The sequence below is a fragment of the Arachnia sp. genome (genome assembly GCF_057238465.1).
Genome location: NZ_DBHHFZ010000015.1, coordinates 1 through 18,369, shown reverse-complemented (window position 1 = coordinate 18,369; position 18,369 = coordinate 1). Strand labels below are relative to the sequence as shown.

The 18,369-nt window shown below is 65.8% G+C and carries 14 protein-coding genes, 1 pseudogene and 1 riboswitch; of the genes and pseudogenes, 8 read left to right on the top strand and 7 right to left on the bottom strand.

The genetic code is table 11. The features are described 5' to 3' along the window. Window positions 1–136: 136 nt before the first annotated feature. A complete protein-coding gene (locus tag ACO6D6_RS13565; protein ID WP_484785779.1) occupies window positions 137–3,397 on the top strand; it encodes a S8 family serine peptidase in 3,261 nt (1,086 codons plus the stop codon). Between the two features lie 106 nt (window positions 3,398–3,503). On the opposite strand, the gene ACO6D6_RS13560 is transcribed toward ACO6D6_RS13565, so the two are convergent. Next, the gene (locus ACO6D6_RS13560; protein WP_484785778.1) at window positions 3,504–3,965 is read right to left on the bottom strand and encodes a hypothetical protein; all 462 of its coding nucleotides are present in this window, start codon (window positions 3,963–3,965) and stop codon (window positions 3,504–3,506) included. Window positions 3,966–4,124: 159 nt separating this feature from the next. Between ACO6D6_RS13560 and ppdK the strand changes: the two genes are divergently transcribed. From ppdK to ACO6D6_RS13530, 6 genes and pseudogenes are all read left to right on the top strand, one after another. Next, a complete protein-coding gene (ppdK, locus tag ACO6D6_RS13555; RefSeq protein WP_484785777.1) occupies window positions 4,125–6,779 on the top strand; it encodes a pyruvate, phosphate dikinase in 2,655 nt (884 codons plus the stop codon). 185 nt (window positions 6,780–6,964) lie between these two features. After that, complete coding sequence (locus ACO6D6_RS13550; protein WP_484785776.1) at window positions 6,965–7,288, top strand: lactococcin 972 family bacteriocin; 324 nt, start codon at window positions 6,965–6,967, stop codon at window positions 7,286–7,288. 25 nt (window positions 7,289–7,313) lie between these two features. Then, window positions 7,314–9,338, top strand: a complete 2,025-nt coding sequence (locus ACO6D6_RS13545) for a hypothetical protein (protein WP_484785775.1) — start codon at window positions 7,314–7,316, stop codon at window positions 9,336–9,338. After that, window positions 9,338–9,955 carry an ATP-binding cassette domain-containing protein gene (locus ACO6D6_RS13540; protein ID WP_484785774.1) on the top strand — a complete coding sequence of 206 codons (618 nt, stop codon included), beginning with the start codon at window positions 9,338–9,340 and terminating at the stop codon, window positions 9,953–9,955. Before ACO6D6_RS13545 ends, ACO6D6_RS13540 begins: the two co-directional genes overlap by 1 nt. A gap of 43 nt (window positions 9,956–9,998) precedes the next feature. Then, complete coding sequence (locus ACO6D6_RS13535; protein WP_484785773.1) at window positions 9,999–10,508, top strand: RNA polymerase sigma factor; 510 nt, start codon at window positions 9,999–10,001, stop codon at window positions 10,506–10,508. Between the two features lie 198 nt (window positions 10,509–10,706). Next, a pseudogene (locus ACO6D6_RS13530) lies at window positions 10,707–10,916 on the top strand (putative PEP-binding protein); the annotation flags it as partial. Between the two features lie 138 nt (window positions 10,917–11,054). Here ACO6D6_RS13530 and ACO6D6_RS13525 read toward each other — a convergent pair. From ACO6D6_RS13525 to thiM, 6 genes are all read right to left on the bottom strand, one after another. Then, window positions 11,055–11,375 (bottom strand): hypothetical protein, encoded by a 321-nt coding sequence (locus ACO6D6_RS13525; RefSeq protein ID WP_484785772.1) that lies wholly within the window; start codon window positions 11,373–11,375, stop codon window positions 11,055–11,057. Between the two features lie 2 nt (window positions 11,376–11,377). Continuing rightward, window positions 11,378–11,638, bottom strand: a complete 261-nt coding sequence (locus ACO6D6_RS13520) for an iron chelate uptake ABC transporter family permease subunit (protein WP_484785771.1) — start codon at window positions 11,636–11,638, stop codon at window positions 11,378–11,380. Between the two features lie 35 nt (window positions 11,639–11,673). After that, window positions 11,674–12,354, bottom strand: a complete 681-nt coding sequence (locus tag ACO6D6_RS13515; protein ID WP_484785770.1) for a TenA family protein — start codon at window positions 12,352–12,354, stop codon at window positions 11,674–11,676. Next, window positions 12,351–13,199, bottom strand: coding sequence for a bifunctional hydroxymethylpyrimidine kinase/phosphomethylpyrimidine kinase (thiD, locus tag ACO6D6_RS13510; protein WP_484785769.1), 849 nt, complete (start codon window positions 13,197–13,199; stop codon window positions 12,351–12,353). Before thiD ends, ACO6D6_RS13515 begins: the two co-directional genes overlap by 4 nt. Then, window positions 13,196–13,849, bottom strand: coding sequence for a thiamine phosphate synthase (gene thiE / locus ACO6D6_RS13505; RefSeq protein ID WP_484785768.1), 654 nt, complete (start codon window positions 13,847–13,849; stop codon window positions 13,196–13,198). Before thiE ends, thiD begins: the two co-directional genes overlap by 4 nt. Continuing rightward, window positions 13,849–14,646, bottom strand: a complete 798-nt coding sequence (gene thiM / locus ACO6D6_RS13500; protein ID WP_484785767.1) for a hydroxyethylthiazole kinase — start codon at window positions 14,644–14,646, stop codon at window positions 13,849–13,851. Before thiM ends, thiE begins: the two co-directional genes overlap by 1 nt. Continuing rightward, window positions 14,635–14,731: riboswitch (TPP riboswitch) on the bottom strand. (Overlaps the previous gene by 12 nt.) Window positions 14,732–14,880: 149 nt before the next feature. Here thiM and ACO6D6_RS13495 point away from each other — a divergent pair. Continuing rightward, the gene (locus ACO6D6_RS13495) at window positions 14,881–18,132 is read left to right on the top strand and encodes a S8 family serine peptidase (RefSeq protein ID WP_484785766.1); all 3,252 of its coding nucleotides are present in this window, start codon (window positions 14,881–14,883) and stop codon (window positions 18,130–18,132) included. Window positions 18,133–18,369: the final 237 nt, after the last annotated feature.

The window sequence follows — 18,369 nt, the reverse complement described above, 5'->3', positions numbered from 1 at the left end:
TTTGGCGGTGATCCCTCGGCAGGCTAGTCTGCCTTTCGGTCATCGTTTCCACTCGGAGTGAAGATCTGAGGAGGGGAAGGGAAACGAAGGCTTTTGTGGACCCGGGTGGGTCCTTCGTACAAGGAAAGGCAGAACCTTGCGAAGTAGAAAGCTACTAGCCGCTGTGGGTGCCCTGGCGCTCGTTCTCCCGGTGTCCACGGCCACCGCGGATGAAACGAGCAACGAGGGTGGCCTGGCAAACCTGATCGCCAAGGCCCAGGGTGGGGAGATCCAGTCCGGTGCGGTCGAGGAACTCCTCGGTGTCGGCGGCAAAGTCACCGTCATGGTGGAACTCAAGGACGATCCCGTTGCCGTGGTCAAGGCGGAGAAGGGCGAGCTCAGCTCCTCCCAGGAGGAGAAGATCGAGAGCGAGCTGTCGGGTGTCCAGGACAAGGTCGCCACAACCATCGAGGCCAAGGGGGGTGTTGTCGAGAGCAAGATGCAGTCCGCCATCAACGGTATGCGCGTGACCATCGACAGCAGCGAACTGAAGAACCTCGAATCCCTCCCTGAGGTCAAGGCCATTCATTCCGTCCCCACCTACGAGCGCAGCAACGTTCACGGGGTCCCGGTGATCGGAGCGCCGAAGGTGTGGGAGGGGGCCGGTGGCGCCACCGGATACACCGGTGAGGGCGTCAAGGTTGCCGTCATCGACACCGGTATCGACTACACCCACGCAACTTTCGGTGGCCCGGGAACCACCGAGGCGTTCAACGAACAGTCCGCCGCCAAAACCCCCAACCCGGCTTGGTTCGGCCCCAACGCCCCGAGCGTCAAGGGCGGGGTGGACCTCGTCGGTGACGACTACGACGGCACCAACACCCCCGTGAAGGACGACAACCCCATCGACTGCGCCCAGGCCGGGCACGGCACCCATGTCGCCGGCACCGTCGGCGGCGCCGGGGTTCTCGCCGACGGCAAGACCTACACCGGTGCCTACGACCAGAAGACCCACGAGAACGAGTTCAAGGTGGGGCCCGGCGTCGCACCCAAGGCCGAGCTCTACGCGGTTCGCGTCTTCGGTTGCAAGGGGGCCACGAACCTCACCACGGAAGCCATTGACTGGGCCGTGAAGAACAAGATGGACGTGATCAACATGTCGCTTGGTTCGCCCTACGGCAAGCGCACCAACGCCGATGCGGTCGCCGCCTCCAACGCCGTCGCTGCGGGTGTCGTCGTGCTGGCCGCGGCCGGCAACTACGGTTCGCAGCCCTACATGACGGGTTCGCCCGCCTCCGGTGCCGGGGTCATCTCCGTCGCCGCCAGCGACCCCACGGAGAACTACCCGGGTGCCCAGCTCACCGTTGATGGCAAGACCATTCAGGCCATGAACACCAATGACGCGAAACTTCCCGCCGGCGTTCCCGTGCACGTGCTGAAGGACGCCACGGGCAAGGTTTCCCTCGGCTGCGTCGACTCCGACTACGCCAATGTGCCGGAGGGCTCCATCGTGATCACCGCGCGGGGTCAGTGTGCCCGCGTGGCCCGCGCCGTTCTTGGGCAGAAACACAAGGCGGCGGCCGTGGTCATGATCAACTCCACCGATGACTACTCCGGTTTCGAGGGGAAGATCACCAGCAACCCGACCACCGGGGAGCAGCTGGATGTGACGATCCCATTCCTCAGCGTAAAACAATCTGACGGCGCAACCCTGGTGGCTGCCGAGGGCAAGCAGGTGACCTTCGCCCCGAACACGATCCCCAACGCGAATTTCACCAAGTACGGTGACTTCACTTCCGCCGGTCCTCTCAGCGGCGATTCCGCCCTGCGCCCCAGCCTGGTGGCCCCCGGTGTGTCCATTTCCTCGGCCCATGTGGGTTCCGGGACCGAAGCCAGCGTCCTGTCCGGCACCTCCATGGCCACTCCGCACGCGGCGGGTGTCGCGGCCCTCACCAAACAGGCCCACCCCTCCTGGGACTCCCAGGAAATCTCGGCGGCGATCGTCTCGACGGCCGATGCCTCCAAGGTGGGTGACTATGGACCCACTCGTGGCGGCAGCCTGGTGGATCCGGTGGACTCCACCTCCACCCAGGTCTTCGCTTACGGTGACTCCACCGAACTGAAGGACAAGAGCGTCCGTGACTCCCTGCTCAGCTTCGGCTACCAGGAATCCAACAGCTCCTTCGAGGGGACCAAGACGATCACCCTCGTGAACAAAGGGAACTCGGAGGTCACCTTCAACGGGGAGATCAAAGCCTCGAGCCAGAGCCTGCCCGCCCAGGTGAAACTCAGCAACACCAAGGTCACCGTCCCCGCGGGCGGCACGGCCGATGTCAAGGTGACCCTCAGCCTGAAGGCCTCGGATGTTCCGAGCAGCATCAAGACCAAGGACTCCCAGAACTTCTACGAAGCCTCGGGCAACGTGCAGTTCACCTCGGGTGACAAGACGCTGAACGTTCCTTACCTGATGGTTCCCCGTGCCACCACCAAGGTGACCGGCGAGATCAGCTCCGATTCCTCCAAGATCACCTTCCAGAACCAGGATGGCGCCTACGCGGCCAACGGTTTCCTGTTCGACTGGAGCGCCACCGACCCGAAGGGCGACCTCCCGGCCGGAGTCGATCCCGAAGCGAGCGACGGCGTTGACATCGCCAACGTCGGTGTCGCGACCACCACGATCAACGGCGAGAAGGCGCTGGTCTTCGCGGTCAACAGCCACACGCGCCACTCGAACGCGGCCGCCAACAGCTACCAGATCCCGATCGACAACAACAACGACGGCAAGCCGGATTACATCGTGTTCAGCGCGGACTCCGGGAAGACGCGTTCGGACTACTACGACGGCGTTTCCGAAGTGTTCATCTACGACACGGTCTCGAAGAACACCGTTGGGGCAGGGACCTACGCCGTGGCGCCCAGCGACTCCAGCACCGTGCTCCTCGCGGTCAAGGCGTCCGGTGTCGGCGTGACCGGCAAGTTCCACTACGAGCTCACCTCCCTCAGCATCAGGGATGACAACCTGAAGGACAGCATCGAGGGCAAGCTCACCTACGATCCGGAAAACCGTCCCTTCAACGACGGCCAGGCCTTCCAGGTGCCGGCCAGCGGGGCGAAGGAAGTTGCCGTCTCGTACAACAAGGCCGCGGCCGATGACCAGAAGTCGCTGGGCTGGATGGCAGTGGTCCTCGACAACGATCAGGGAACCCCTGAGGCGGTCACGGGTGCGTTGACCGGTGGTGGAACCACCCCGACTGTGCCTCCCACGAATCCGGCCCCGACGGTGACCCCCACGAATCCGGCCCCCACGGGCTCGGCCTCCCCGGGTGACCCGAGCGCTCCGGTTTCACCCATCCCGACCAGCAGCACGCCTAGGACTCCGCTCAAGCCGGGCCTGCCCAGGACGGGCGACCTGGTGTGACGGTTCTGATCTGAACCGGACCTGAAACAAAAGGGATGGCCCCCGCCGATGCGGGGGCCATCCCTTTTTGTTTTTCCAAACAACCCGATCGGTGGGATCGCCGGTCTCAGATGTCCGTGGGAGACGCAGTGGGATCACCAGTGAAGTTCATGCTGTTCTCGCACAGCGTCGGGGAGGAATCCGTCCCGAAGCGGTAATCGTAGGTTTTGTCCCCGACCTTGACCACAACCTGCCAGCCCTCCACCTGGGCCTGGGTGTAGTTGGCACCGGGAAGCGGGCAGCCCAGCGCGCCGGTGTTCCAGGTCTTCCGGTGGGCCTCCACCAGCGTCGCATCGGAACCGCCCACGCCACGCCCGTCCAGGTCGGCCCGGATGGCCTCCATGTGGGTTTCGGGCGGAGCCACCGTGTCCGTGGTGCTGGGCATCTCAGTGGGGGCGGTGGCTATGGGGAAACCGGTGGGAGACTTTTCAGTTCCCGGATCCCCGGGCTCGGCAGGAGTGTCCGCGGCGCAAGCGGCCAAGGACACGGTGAGTAGTATGCCGGCGATTCCGACCAATGGCTTCAACATGTAGCAAGTTTACCCGGGGACGTGATGGCATCGAATGCCCGGTGTGCGGGCCTGAGAGCTCAAATCCTGCGCAAACTTTGGTGGGTCCTCACGGGAAACCGCTAAGGTTGGGTGCGGACGAGGTAGACCCGTCGCAACGATCAAGGGAGATAAACGCGAATGAGCGAGAAACGCTACATCTACGACCTCTCGGAGGGTGACGCGACCATGCGTAACCTGCTCGGGGGAAAGGGGGCGGGCGTCGCTGAGATGGCCCGGGTCGGGGTCCCTGTCCCCGACGCCTTCACCGTCACCACGACGGCCTGCGTGGAAACCATGGACCGGGGCGGCGAGTGGCCCGACGGCCTGGCGGACGAGATCAACGCGGGTCTGGCCCGGTTGGAGGAACGCACGGGACGCAAACTCGGCGGCTCCGAGAATCCGCTGCTGATCTCGGTGCGTTCCGGTGCGGTGTTCTCGATGCCCGGCATGATGGACACCATCCTCAACCTCGGTATCTCGGATGAGTCCGTGGTGGCCATCGCCGAGGAATCCGGCAACGAACGTTTCGCGTGGGACTGCTACCGCCGCTTCATCCAGATGTATGGCGAAGTGGTCGAGGGTGTCCCGGCCTACGCCTACGAGGACGCACTGACCGAACTGAAACGCAAGCGCGGTGTTGAACTCGACACCGACCTGGGGCCCGCGGACCTGAAGGAACTGGTCGCCACCTTCAAGGAGATCAGCAACGAGCACCTGGGCGGCGAATGGACCTCCGACCCCGTCGAACAGCTGCACCGGGCCGTGAACGCAGTGTTCCGTTCCTGGCAGAATCCCCGCGCCGAGGTGTACCGCCGCGCCAACAACATTCCCTCCGACCTCGGCACCGCCGTCAACATCATGCAGATGGTCTTCGGCAACCGCGGCGACGACTCCGCCACCGGCGTGTGTTTCACCCGCAACCCCTCGACGGGCGCCAAAGAACTCTACGGTGAGTTCCTCGTCAACGCCCAGGGCGAGGACGTGGTGGCCGGAATCCGCACCCCGCGGCCGCTCGAGGAGATGCGCGAGGTGCTGCCCGAGGCCTACGACGAGCTCATCGAAACGATGCGCCGTATGGAGGACCACTACCGCGACATGCAGGACATGGAATTCACCATCGAGAACGGCAAGCTGTTCCTGCTGCAGACCCGCAACGGCAAACGCACCGCGGCTGCCGCGCTGAAGATGGCCTCCGACCTGGTGGACGAGGGCGTCATCACCAAGGAGGAAGCGCTGCTGCGCATCGCACCGGACCAGCTGGATCAGCTGCTGCACCCCGCCATTGACCCGTCACACGGTGAGCAACCCATCGCCAAGGGCCTTCCCGCATCCCCGGGGGCCGCGGTCGGCGAGGTGGTCTTCGACGCCGACACCGCCGCCGAGCGCGGCGAACGTGGCGAAGCGGTGGTGCTGGTTCGCTACGAAACCACCCCCGACGACATTCACGGCGTGATCGTCGCCCAGGGCGTGCTCACGGCCCACGGCGGCATGACCTCCCACGCGGCCGTGGTGGCGCGTGGCATGGGTAAACCCTGCGTCGCGGGTGCCTCCGGCATCCACATCGACGTGAAGGGCCGCACCCTCACCGTCGGCGACCGGGTCATCAAGGAGGGTGAGGTCATCACCCTCGATGGTTCCACGGGCGACGTGTTCGGGCAGGAGATCAAACTGATCCCGCCGCGCATCAACGAGGACTTCCAGCGCGTGGTCTCGTGGGCCGATGAGGTCCGTGAACTCGGGGTGCGCGCGAACGCCGACAACTTCGAGGACGCATCCAAGGCCCGCGAACTGGGCGCCGAGGGCATCGGGCTGTGCCGCACCGAACACATGTTCATGGCCGCCGACCGGCTGCCCGCGGTGCGTCGCATGATCCTGGCGGAAACCCACGAGGCCCGCGCGGATGCGCTCGACGAGATCCTGCCGATGCAGCAGGCCGACTTCGAGGGCATCTTCACCGCGATGAAGGGGCTTCCCGTCACCGTCCGGCTCCTCGACCCGCCGCTGCACGAGTTCCTGCCGAACCTGGTGGAGCAGTCGCTGCTGGTGCAGCGCCTCGAACTGACCGGCGGCGACGCCTCCGAGCTGGAGGCCGCGCGTGCCACCCTCGCCCAGGTCAAGCGCCTCCATGAGCTCAACCCGATGCTCGGCACCCGGGGCTGCCGTCTGGCGATGCTCTACCCGGAGATCCCGGCCATGCAGACCCGCGCCATCATCCGTGCCGCCCTGGCGGTGCTGGAACGTGAGGGCGAGACGGTCGGTGTGGAGATCATGGTTCCCCTGGTGGCCCTGTCGAAGGAGCTGGAGATCCAGCGCGAGATCGTGGAGAGGACGGTCGCCGAGGAGTTGAAGGCCGCCGGCAAGGAACTGGAGGTGGCGATCGGCACCATGATCGAGCTGCCGCGCGCCGCCCTGGTGGCGGACCAGATCGCCGAGCACGCCGACTTCTTCAGCTTCGGCACCAACGACCTCACCCAGACCGGCATCGGCATCAGCCGCGACGACGCCGAGAACGGTTTCCTCACCCAGTACGTCACGAGCCAGGTGCTGGAACGCAACCCGTTCGAATCCATCGACGTGGCCGGCGTTGGTCAGCTGGTCGAGATCGGTGTCGCGAAGGGACACTCCGTCAAACCGAACCTGAAGACCGGCGTCTGCGGCGAGCACGGCGGTGATCCGGATTCGGTGGAGTTCTTCCAGTCCGTCGGCCTGGACTACGTCTCCTGCTCCCCGTACCGGGTGCCCATCGCCCGTTTCGCAGCCGCCAAGGCGGTGCTGAAACAGCGCGAGGACTGAACCGGACCAAAGGAGGGCCGGGCCCGCACCGGGCCCGGCCCTCCCGTCGTTTCCAAAACTGGGCGCAAATGACGGGAAAGGGTGTCACACTTCGGTTCTATCCTGCAATACATGAGGCATCACTACCTGATGAAACCGTTTCGAAACTGGGGCGGCGGAGGCAGGAAATCTCCAAGGAGGCGTCGATGAAGACGAAGTACAAGCTGGTCTCGGCTTTTGCGAGCAGTCTCATGGCAGTGGGTCTTGTGGCACCCGCGGCTGCTGCCATCACCATCTCGGCGGGCGGAGGCACGTGGAGCTACGGGATCACCTACTACAATGGGAAGCAGGCTACTGTCTATTCTCATTACTATCACGGATCGGTTTTCCATCGGGCTAGCACGATCAACGGCTATCAGGAATACAGTTGTCGCACTGCTGGTAAAGGGGGATGGGCGAGGACTGCGCAGCGTGCGCATCCGGAGAAGGCTGATCACGCCTACTGGTCGAAGAATGAACGGTGCTATTGATGACCGCGGGTGAAGGGCTCACGCCTTGCTGAACTTCTTGGCGAGGTGTCTGCTGGTCGCGTCGTGGATCGTGGCCTTGGTTCTCACCGCTCTCACGGTGGAGTCGCGCAGCAGTGCGTTGCCCCTCACCAGTGACGAGACGATTGCCGTCAGGGAGTGGCCGGGGGATCGGAGCACCGTCGATCTGCGGCGCGACATCAGCGCCTTCGCCGTCACGCGCAACGTCGTGGTAGGGCAGATCGAGCCGGCGGTGCAGGACAATCGCGGGGCGCGGGTCATCCACATCACCGGGCCGGGGGCGGACGAGATCATCGCCCGCCAGCCCAGGGTGGATTTCGGGGATTCGATGCGCACCGGTTTCGCGGCCATGAACGGTATCGAGCATCACAGTCCCGTCGGGGACTGGCTCGTCCTGGGGCGGCAGGAGGCCGCGCCCGCCTTGGCGGACGTGTTGCGTTCGATGGGGGCCGAGGTGGAATCGGAAACGCTGCCCCGCTGGCCCTCACCCAGGAGACCGGAGCCATCCGAGATGGTCACGGGGCTCATGCTGGCCTCGGTTGCGGCCGCTCTCGTGATCTCGCGGACCAGACGCCACGCCATCTCCCGGCTCCACGGCGGCTCGGTCCTCGGTGCCGCGCTCAAGGAAGTCGTTCCCCTGGGGGCTGTCTGGTTCGCATCGGGTGTGCTCACCCTGGCTGCCGGCGGGCTCTGGGCGGTCCTCACCCAGGAGGGGGTGGGGCTGTGGGAGTGGCTGGCCCACGCCGGGGCCCTGGGAATGATTTTCCTGGGGTTCACCGCGTCTGGGGCTCTGCTGACGCTGGGAGCCGTGTGGAGCGTCGAGCTGGTCCGGGCCCTCAAGGGCGAGTTGCCGGCGCGGGGCATCATCGTCGCATCCTGGCTGATGCGAGCCGGGGCGGTGGTGTTGGCTCTCGGTGCCTTGAACCAGTGCCTGTCGCTGGCCACCGCATCGGCCAACAGAAACCAGTCCTTGGAAACCATGCGGGCCGTTCCCGGGGCGCACCTGCTCCTCATGGGTGGGGCCTATTCAAATGAGGCACAGAACGCCATGGGAAAGGTGATGGGTCCATGGCTGCAACAGCAGGCGCGGGCCGGGCGATTGCTGCTGGCCGACCCCGTGGATGGTGACTCCGGGAGTTTCCTGTTCATCAACCAGCGCTACCTGGATGCGAACCCCATCCGCCTGAGCGACGGCCGCGATGCGCGCGACGTGGTGGACCCCCAAGGAGTGACGGTGCTCATTCCCGAAAATCGATGGGAGGAGCGGGAGACCATCCTGCCGGAGGCCCGCGAACAGGCGGAGTTCAAAGCGGGAGACCAACGCGGGTTCCCGATGGGCTCCTTCATGATGCCGAGCGGTGTGGAACTCCCCCTGTTCGGTATTCCGAGTGAGGTTGCCGGAGGTGGCTCCGGTGAACCGGAGACCACGCGAATACAGGACGCCATCGTGCTGGTGACACCTCCCGAGCTGTTCACCGACCACGTGTCCGCCGCATCCCGGGGCAGGGCCCTGCTCTTCGACGCCGATGCGCTCGTCCAACAGGTCGAGGCGGATCCCCGGCTCGCAGGTTACGTCACGAGCATCACCCCGGTTGAGACGCGGGCCGCGCACCATGCAGCGGATGCACTGACCCAGCTGCGGATCGCGGTGTTCGAGGCGGCCGTGGCATTCGTGATCGCGCTGGTGGCGGGGCTGTCCCTCGTGGTGTCCCACGGCAAGCTGCGCGGGCAACGCATTTTCGTGCGCCACCTGCACGGCGGAAACCCCCTCGCCTCCTACCGGCTGCTGCTGGCCCTGGAGGTGGTTCTCGCCCTGGGGGTGCTCGTGTGGATCCCGTGGCAGATCCTGCAGCTGCGGTCCGAACACGACGCCATGCTGGCCATGGGCGGCGGGCTCGGGGCGGCGCCCGGGCTGCGGGCGGTCGACCTGCTGCCGGGGCTGCTCGTGGTTCTGGTCGTCTCGGGTGGGATGTGTGGAACCCTGTGCTGGGTTCACCGGCGGATCATCAAGATGGGAATCAGTGAGGCGTGATGTTGAATATCAGCGGGCTGAGCAAGTCTTTCGGAGCTCGTGTGTTGTGGAGCGATTTGGACGTGGCCGTGGGTTCCGGGACGATGACCGCGCTTACCGGGATCAGCGGGGCAGGTAAGAGTACTCTCCTCAACTGCATTGGGCTCTTGGAAACCCCGGACTTGGGTTCCATCCTGTTCGAAGGGCGGGATATTCTTCGTTTGTCCGGTGGGGAGGTTCGGCGATTCCGTAGGGAGATTTTGGGATATTTGTTCCAGAACTACGCTTTGGTGGAGGATTCGACGGTGCTAGAGAACCTTGAGATGGCGCTAGGACGACGTAGAGCGCGCGAATCATTGAGTGACCTGATGGGCCAAGTGGGATTGGAAGGCCGCGAGAACAGCCGGGTCTCCACTTTGTCGGGCGGTGAGCAGCAGCGAGTCGCGTTGGCGCGGGTGATCGGGAAAACAGCGAAGTTGATCCTAGCGGATGAACCAACCGGGGCCCTCGACTCCGAGAACTCGGAGGCGGTGGTCGGGCATCTGCGACGACTGGCGAAGGGCGGGGCGACGGTCCTCGTCGCCACCCACGACCGGGCCGTCTGGGAAACCTGCGACCAGGTGATCCGTTTGGGGTAAGGGCAGACGTGGCGCAATAAACTTGGGACTTCTAGGAGGGGCAATGGAAGCCGAGATTTGCCAGGAGACATGTGTCGAGGAGTCGTTTAATATCTTATACGAACGCTGGAAACCGTGCGTTTGTAGATGGGCTTCACGGTGGGTTCCTCGCTCGGAAGTGGAAGATGTTGTTGCTGAGGTTTTTATCGTTCTGTGGGAGCGGATGGAGGTTAAGGAAGAAGGATTCTCGCCAAGGCTTTCTTGGGTATATGTTGTTCTCAGAAACAAGATAGGTGATAGAATTCGCCGTAGTTGCTCTAGCGTTGCATTTGATGAGTCTGTTCATGGAGTGTCTTGTGCAGATTTCCAGAAGTTGGTGGTGAGAAGGCGTGTGGTTGCTGAGGCTTTGCGGAAATTAAGCTCAGTGGATCGCGAGATTCTGCAAATCACATACTGGAAAAACTTGGACAGCGCAACTGCCGCGAAGCTGATGGGGCTTTCGTCTGCTGCCTTCCGGAAGCGTTTGAGCAGGGCGCGCTCGCGAGCAGCAATGCTGATTCTTGGTGAAGAGTGAAGACGGCGTCATAGGGGCGTAGCAATAGTGTTTATCAGGGAGGGGGTTGTTGGTGTGGCGTATGTCGCACGATTGCGGGACCGAGCGGTTATTGCAAAGGAGCTGGAAGAAAAGATACTTGTTTCGGTGGATCACAGGATCGGGTCGTGTGGATTGGTGCCAGTGGTCTGCGTGGCATGTGGCAGGAAGTGCTGATGACGGTCGCTGCTGGTGCAGCGCCTCGAACTGACCGGCGGCGACGCCTCCGAGCTGGAGGTCGCCCGCGCCACCCTCGCCCAGGTCAAGCGCCTCCACGAGCTCAACCCGATGCTCGGCGCCCGCGGCTGCTGTTTGGCGATGCTCTACCCGGAGATCCCGGCTATGCAGACCCGAGCCATCATCCAGGCCGCCAAGGCGGTGCTGAAACAGCGCGAGGGCTGACCTCCTCGGAAGGTGTGTCCCGGTTCCGGAAAGGGCCGGGACACATCGTTTTCACGAGGTGCGGAATCTGAAGAGGTTCCCCGGGTCTCTCCGACGCGGCTCGGTTTCAACCGGTTCGAGGGATCCCTACCCGCGGGACTCTCTTTCTTCGAGGGTGAGACGGCAGGTGAGATATTCGTGGCCGTCGTCATCCGAGGCGGTCAGCACCAGCAGGTCCATGTCGTAGACCTCGCTGAGGTTCTCCCTCGTCAGCACGGCCTCGCTCGGACCGGAGGCGAAGAAACGGCCGTCCTTCATCAATGCGGTGCGTGACGGGTAGTGGAACGCCTGATCGGGCATGTGGGTGATCATCACCACCGCCTTGCCCTGCTCGTGGGCAAGGGTGTGGGCGGTTGAGATCACGGTGGTGGCGTTTCGGTAGTCGAGGTGGCTGGTCGGTTCGTCCATCATCACCACCTCGGTGCGTCGCCCATGGTCAGCAGGTTCAGCCGCCACGAGACGATCATGACCACCACCAGCCCCGCCAGGATGACGGGGGCCGCGAAGGCCAGGTTGTCCCAGCGCATCCCGGACAGGGAACCCGTCAGCCAGAAGGTGATGGCCGGCAGGTCGCTCTCGGGATCCGCCAGGTATTTCATGGTCGAGACCCCGGCGTTGAAGATCGAGCTGACCACCACCCCGGAAAGCACCAGCATGATCGTCGGGGTCATGCCCCGCACCTGCCGTGGGTTCCGTGTAGGAGCGGCTACAGGGTCCAGGCCTCCAGGGAGTGGCTGCGTTCCCAGAACAGCTCCTCGTAGCGGGTGGCGTCTGCGAAGGTGTCGAGCATGACCGTTCTCGTCGCGTCGTCGGTGGCCTCGGCCGCCTCGTCGAGCAACTCGATGGCCACCGCGGTGGTTTCCTGGAAGGCCGGGTCGGCGTAGGTCGCCACCCAGGTTCCGTAGGGATGGTTCTCCACCGCCTCGGCCCGCCTGGCCAGGTCCAGGCCCACCTGCGCGTAGACCCAGTAGCAGGGCAGCACCGCCGCCACCCCGACCGGGTAGGGGTCGTAGGCGACCGCGGTCTGGATGAAATTCACATAGCCGCGGGTGGTGGGGGAGGGGGCCGTCGCGTGCGGGGCGGAGCGCAGCAGCGGGTCGTTCAACAGGGCGTCGTGCATCAGCGTCTCGGCCGCGACGGCCTCCCCGGCGCTCCGCGCCCAGAAGGACCGGGCCCTCGCGTGTGGGGCCCGGGCGGCCAGCAGCGCCAGGGCCCGGGAGTAGCCGCGCAGGTAGAAGTCGTCCTGCACGATGTACTCGACGAAACGACGCGGCTCCAGGGTGCCGTCAGCCAGCTGGGTGAGCAGCGGCAGCCGGTCGATGCGACCGCGGATCTCGGTGATGCGTTCCCAGGCCAGGGCGCTGAACTCCCGTGTCTGCCAGGTCATGCCTGCACTCCTTCGAGGTTGATCAGGTGGTTGACCGGACCGTGCCCGGTCCCGGGGGAGCGGCTGAGCCGCCAACCGGCCCCCGCGAGGATGGCGCGGTGCAGGAAATCGCGGGCCTCCTCCACCACCCGCTCCGGGACGATGTCGCCCGGCGCGATTCCGGCGCGCGCCGCGCCGGCGGCAATCGCGGAACTGAGGGTGCAGCCGGTACCGTGGGTGTTACGGGTGTCCACGCGGGCACTGGTGAACCGGGCGGTCCCGTTCAACGTGACCAGGAGATCGGTCAGCTCCTCACCGGCCAGGTGACCGCCCTTGGCCAGGACCGCGTGGGCGCCCGCCGCGACGAGGTCCTCCGCCTGCGCCTGGAGTTCCGTGATGTCGCCCGCGGGTGAGGAACCCGCCAGCACCGCCGTCTCCGGGACGTTCGGGGTGACCAGGTCGGCCAGCGGCAGCAGCCGGGTGCGAACCACCTCCACCGCTTCGTCCGCCAGGAGTCTGTCTCCCGAGGTCGCCACCATCACGGGATCGAGGACCAGGAAACCGAAGTCCGCCCGGCGTGCGGTAATCAGGTCCGCCACCGCCTCCGCGATCCCCGCGTTCGTGAGCATCCCGAGCTTGGTGGCGTGCACCTCGATGTCGTCGAGGACCGCCTCCACCTGCGCGACGACGAATCCCGGGTCGACGGGGGAAGCGGCCCGCACCCCCTGGGTGTTTTGAACCGTCAGGCCGGCCAGCGCGGCCATGCCGTGCACCCCGAGGGCGGCGAAGGTTTTCAGGTCGGCCTGGATTCCGGCGCCGCCACTCGGGTCGGAGCCCGCCACGGAAAGTGCGGTTCTCGGTGTCATGGTTTCTCCCAGATTTCTCTCAGCCGGGCCGCGGCCTCGCGGGGACGGGCGGCCGCCGCGATCGCGGACACCACGCAGATGCCGTCCACCCCGGTTGCGATGACCTCGGCGGCGTTGGTGGTGTTGATCCCCCCGATGGCCACCGCGGGCAGGCCCGCGGGTCGGGCGGCGAGCAACTCCCGGACCCCTTCGAGCCCCAGCGCCGGGGCGGTGTCGGTCTTGGTGCTGGTGTTCCAGACCGGGGACAGGCCGATCACGTCGGCACATCCGCCCGCTGCCACGGCATCCAGCTCGGCCCGGGAACTGACGGAGATCCCCAGCAGCCGGTCTGGTCCGAGCGCCTCGCGGACCACCGCGGGGTCGCCGTCGGACTGCCCGATGTGCAGGTGGGTTCCCAGCTCGACCGCGATCCTAAGACGGTCGTTGACGAACAGCTCCGCCCCGGCCGCACCCTTGGCCACGGCGGATTCGATGGCTTCCCGGCAGGCGAACACGCCCTTTCGGAAGGTGTCGTCGTCGGCCTGCTTGTCACGGAACTGGACCACCGTCGCCCCGCCCAGCACGGCCTGCTCCACGGTGTGGGCCACGCGGTCGCGACCACCGGACAGGTCGGGGTCGGTGACGTAGTAGAGCCGCCAGTCGACCCGCATCAGGCCTCCTCGACGGTGACCAGGGAGGCGACCTCATCGGGGGTCAGCGCGTACAGGGCGTCGCGCCAGGCGATCTCGAAACTGGCCGGGCCCTTCGCTTCGCGGCCCGCCACGGTGCCCGCGGCCGCGAACAGGGCGTGGGCGGCGACGACCGCGTCGTGCGGGCAGGGATGCTCCCGGGTGGCGCCGAGCGCCGCCGCGACCAACGCGCCGAGCGAACAGCCCGTGCCGATCACCAGCGGCATCAACGGGTCACCGCCGTGGACGCGCGTGGTCCGCGATGTACTGACCACCACGTCGACCTCCCCGGAGATCGCCACGACGGTCCCGTGCCCGTCGGCCAGTTCCCGCGCCACCCCCACCGCGGCCTCGACGGGGTCGGTGGAGTCCACTCCCCGACCCCCGGCGCTGGCGCCCGCCAGACCCAGGATCTCGGACGCGTTGCCCCGGATCGCGGCGGGGGAGAGGTCCAGCAGCTCGCGGGCCAGGGCGGTCCGCGCCGGCAGCGCACCGACCGCGACCGGGTCGAGCACCCACGGGGTGCCCGCCTCGTGGGCTGACCTGGCGGCGGTCCGCTGGGCCGTGTGCTGCTCCGAGGAGCCGTTGCCGACGTTGATCAGCACCGCCGAGGCGATCCCGGCGAAGATCCCCGCCTCCTCCGGGAGGTCGATCATCGCGGGCGCGGCTCCGGCGGCCAGCAGGACGTTGGCGGTGATCTGCGGCACCACGGTGTTGGTCAGGCAGTGGACCAGCGGGGTCGTGGCACGGAGGTGGGTGAGGACGGACGCGATGTTCATGGCGCTCCCTTCGTCAGTGCGAACTGCATCAGGTTCGACGAGTTTGATCTCAGCCCCTTGCGGTGGGGCACCCCGGCGTTCTGGAAGGTTAGCAGGAGTTTCCGAACGGGTCGCGGCGTGACCAATTTCGACCGCCGGGGTTCACAAAACACCCCTCGCTAACTAAGGTTTGCCTCAAGTACCTGGACGATGTGTCGCCACTTTGTGGTGCCGTCCGGGGTCGCACTCCGGACTATGAAAGGCAGAACTGTGCGACGTAGCAGACTATTGGCCATGATCGGGGTGTTGGCTCTCATCACCCCGGTGGCAATGGCCTCGGCCGACGAGACAGCTGATCCGCAGAACATATCCGATCTGATCAAGCCGGCCCCGAAGGCCGAGATTCCCGCTGAAACCGCCAAGGAGATCCTCAAGGAGCAGGGTCCGGTCACGGTGATGGTGGAGCTCAAGGAGGATCCCGTTGCGGTCGTCAAGGCGCGCAAAGGGGGTTCCCTGAGCGAGAGCGAGGAAAAGCAGATACAGGACGATCTCGACGAGGCCCAGAAGAAGGTGGCCGCGCAGGTGGTCGTCCTGGGAGGAACCGTCGAGAACCGCCTGCAGTCCGCCTACAACGGCCTGCGGGTGACGATCGACAGTGGCCAGCTGTCCAAGGTCGAGGCAATCGACGGGGTCAAGAGCGTGCAGGCCATTCCCGAGCACGAGCGAAGCAACACCAATGGCGTGCCCTACATCGGCGCCCCGAAGGTCTGGCAGGGTGCGGGCGGCACCGGCTACACCGGCAAGGGCGTCAAGATCGCCATCATCGACAGTGGAGTCGACTACACCCACGCCACCTTCGGTGGGGAAGGCACCCCGGACGCGTTCGTCGCGGCCACCGCGGCCTCTGATCCGAGTTCCCACTACGGCTCCCGCGTCAAGGGTGGACACGACTTCGCGGGCGACTCCTACACCGGGCAGAACACCCCGCAGCCGGACGCCAACCCCATCGACTGCGAGAAGTTCGGGCACGGAACCCACGTGGCGGCCACCGCCGCCGGGTCAGGGGTGACCACTGACGGCGAGACCTACAAGGGTCCCTACGACTCCACCACCCACAACAACGAGTTCCGGGTTGGTCCCGGCGTGGCTCCCGAGGCCGATCTGTACGCGTTGAAGATCTTTGGTTGCGAGGGGCAGAGCAGCCTCACCGCAGATGCCGTCGACTGGGCCGTCAAGAACCACATGGACGTGATCAACCTGTCGCTCGGCTCGCCGTTCGGCAGGGCCACCGACCCCGATGCCGTCGCCGTCTCCAATGCGGTGGCAGCAGGTGTCGTGGTGGTCTCCGCCGCGGGCAACGCCGGTTCGCAGCCCTACCTGACGTCCTCGCCGGGCACCGGCGCAGGGGTGATCTCCGTCGCCGCCAACGATCCCATGGAGAACTACCCGGCCGCGCAGCTCACCATCGACGGCAAGACGATCCAGACCATCAACGTCAACGGCGCCAAACTCCCCCAGAGCGCGAAGCTCCACGTCCTCAGAACCGAGGACAACAAGATCTCGGCCGGCTGCGATCGTGACGAGTACGCCAGTGTTCCGCGCGGGGCCATCGTGGTCACCAGGCGCGGCGACTGCGCCCGTGTGCTGCGCGCCATGAACGCCCAGCGCTGGGGTCTGGCGGGAGCCATCATGATCAACGACAACGATGAGTTTCCTCCCTACGAGGGCCTGATCACCGGCAACCCCGAGACCGGTGAGCAGTGGCGGGTCAACGTTCCGCTGCTCGGGGTGAAGTCCTCCGACACCGAGGCCATCGTCGCCGCCCACGACAAGGAGGTCACCCTGACCGCCAACGAAATCCCCAACAGGGACTACGGCAAACTCGCGGATTTCAGCTCCGCGGGTCCGCGCAGCGGTGACTCGGCCGTGCGCCCGAACGTGACCGCCCCCGGCGTCTCGATCCTGTCGGCGGCAGTCGGTACCGGAAACCTCGGTCGCGCCGACTCGGGTACCTCCATGGCCACCCCGAACGTCACCGGCGTGGCCGCTCTCGCAGTCCAGGCCCACCCGGACTGGAACGCCCAGGAGATCGCGGCCTCTCTGGTCAACACCGCCGATCCCGAGAAGGTCGGCGGATACGACCCCACTCTCGGGGGAGGTCTGATCGACCCCGTTGATGCGGTCGGCGCCTCCGTCGTCGCCTACGGTGACTCCACGGAGGTCAACGGCACCGTGGTGCGTGAGGCTGGGCTCAGCTTCGGGTACGCGGAGTCGTCCACCACCTTCGAGGCCACCCGCAAGGTCACTCTCGTCAACAAGGGAACCGAGGCGGCTCAGTTCACCGTCAGCTCGCAACCGGCCGAGAAGTCGAAGAAGGCCACCATCTCCTTCAGCCAGGAGAAGATCACGGTTCCAGCGGGCGGCAGCGTGGATGTCGACGTCAAGATCACCGTGTCGGCCTCCGACGTGCCCAGCGGAGTCAACAGCCCGAAATCGCCGTGGTTCTACGAGGCCTCCGGCAACCTGAAGTTCACCGGGTCCGACGGCAAGACCCTGACCATGCCCTACCTGCTGGTTCCGCGTTCCCTGTCCAACGTGAAGGCGGCAAACACGCCCACGCCCAAGGGAACCGATGTCACCTTCACCAATGAGGGCGGCGCGGTCGCTGCCTACACCGCGATCTACACGTGGGGTTTGAGCGATCCGGCCGACATCCCGGACGGGGTCGACAGCGGCCAGGACCTGGCCAGCGTCGGAGTGGCGAGCTACGGCGACGAGATGCTCAGGACCGTGAACTTCGCGTTGAACTCCAGCTCGCGGTTCTCCAACCCGGCCCAGCTCATGTACAACGTCGACATCGACAACGACAACGACGGCAAGGCCGACTACCGGATCATCAGCATGGACTCCGGGCTGGTGCGTGCGAAGGACATCAACGGCATCGCCGAGGTGTTCGTGGCGGATCTCTCCGATGGAAAGGTCTACGCATCCGGTTCGATGACCCTCGCCCCGACGGACTCCAGCACCGTGGTGCTGCAGGTGGTCGCCAGTCAGGTCGGCATCAAGGGCAAGTTCAGCTACACCGCCTACGCCACCGATCTCAGGAACGAGGCGGCCGTCGACACCATCGGACAGTGGGCGCAGTACGACCCGACGAACAAGCCCTTCAACGACGGCCAGTTCTTCAAGGTCAACCAGGGCGAGTCGAAGACCTTCAACCTCGAACGCAACGACGCCGCCTACACCGACCAGAAGACGCTCGGATACATGGCGGTGGCCTTCGACAACGCCCAGGGCGTCACGGAGGCCATCACGGGGGAGCTGAACAAGGGCGCCGAGCCCACGGCCTCCCCAACCACCGCACCGACCAGCACCGTGACACCGACCGGAACCGCGTCCCCGACCGGAACCGCGACACCGACGAGCACGGATCCGGGCACGCCGGGCCGGCCCACCAGCAAGACGCCGGTCAGGCCCGGTCTTCCCAGGACGGGTGAAGGTCTCTGACCGATCCCGCCCCAACACGCCGTGGCCCCCGGGAGATCCCGGGGGCCACGCCCTTTTCCCGACCTGTCGGCTGGGTAGGGTGGGTCCCCGCCCGGTGCGCTCACCTGGCGGATGCCGGAGGGCTGCACCGCCCGCGAGGAAGAACTCCTCGAGGATCTGCTCTCCGACTTGAAGGGCGATATCCTGGGCCCGTGACTCAGTTTCAGGGCGGGGCCGTCACGGAGTGGGGAAAAGTCG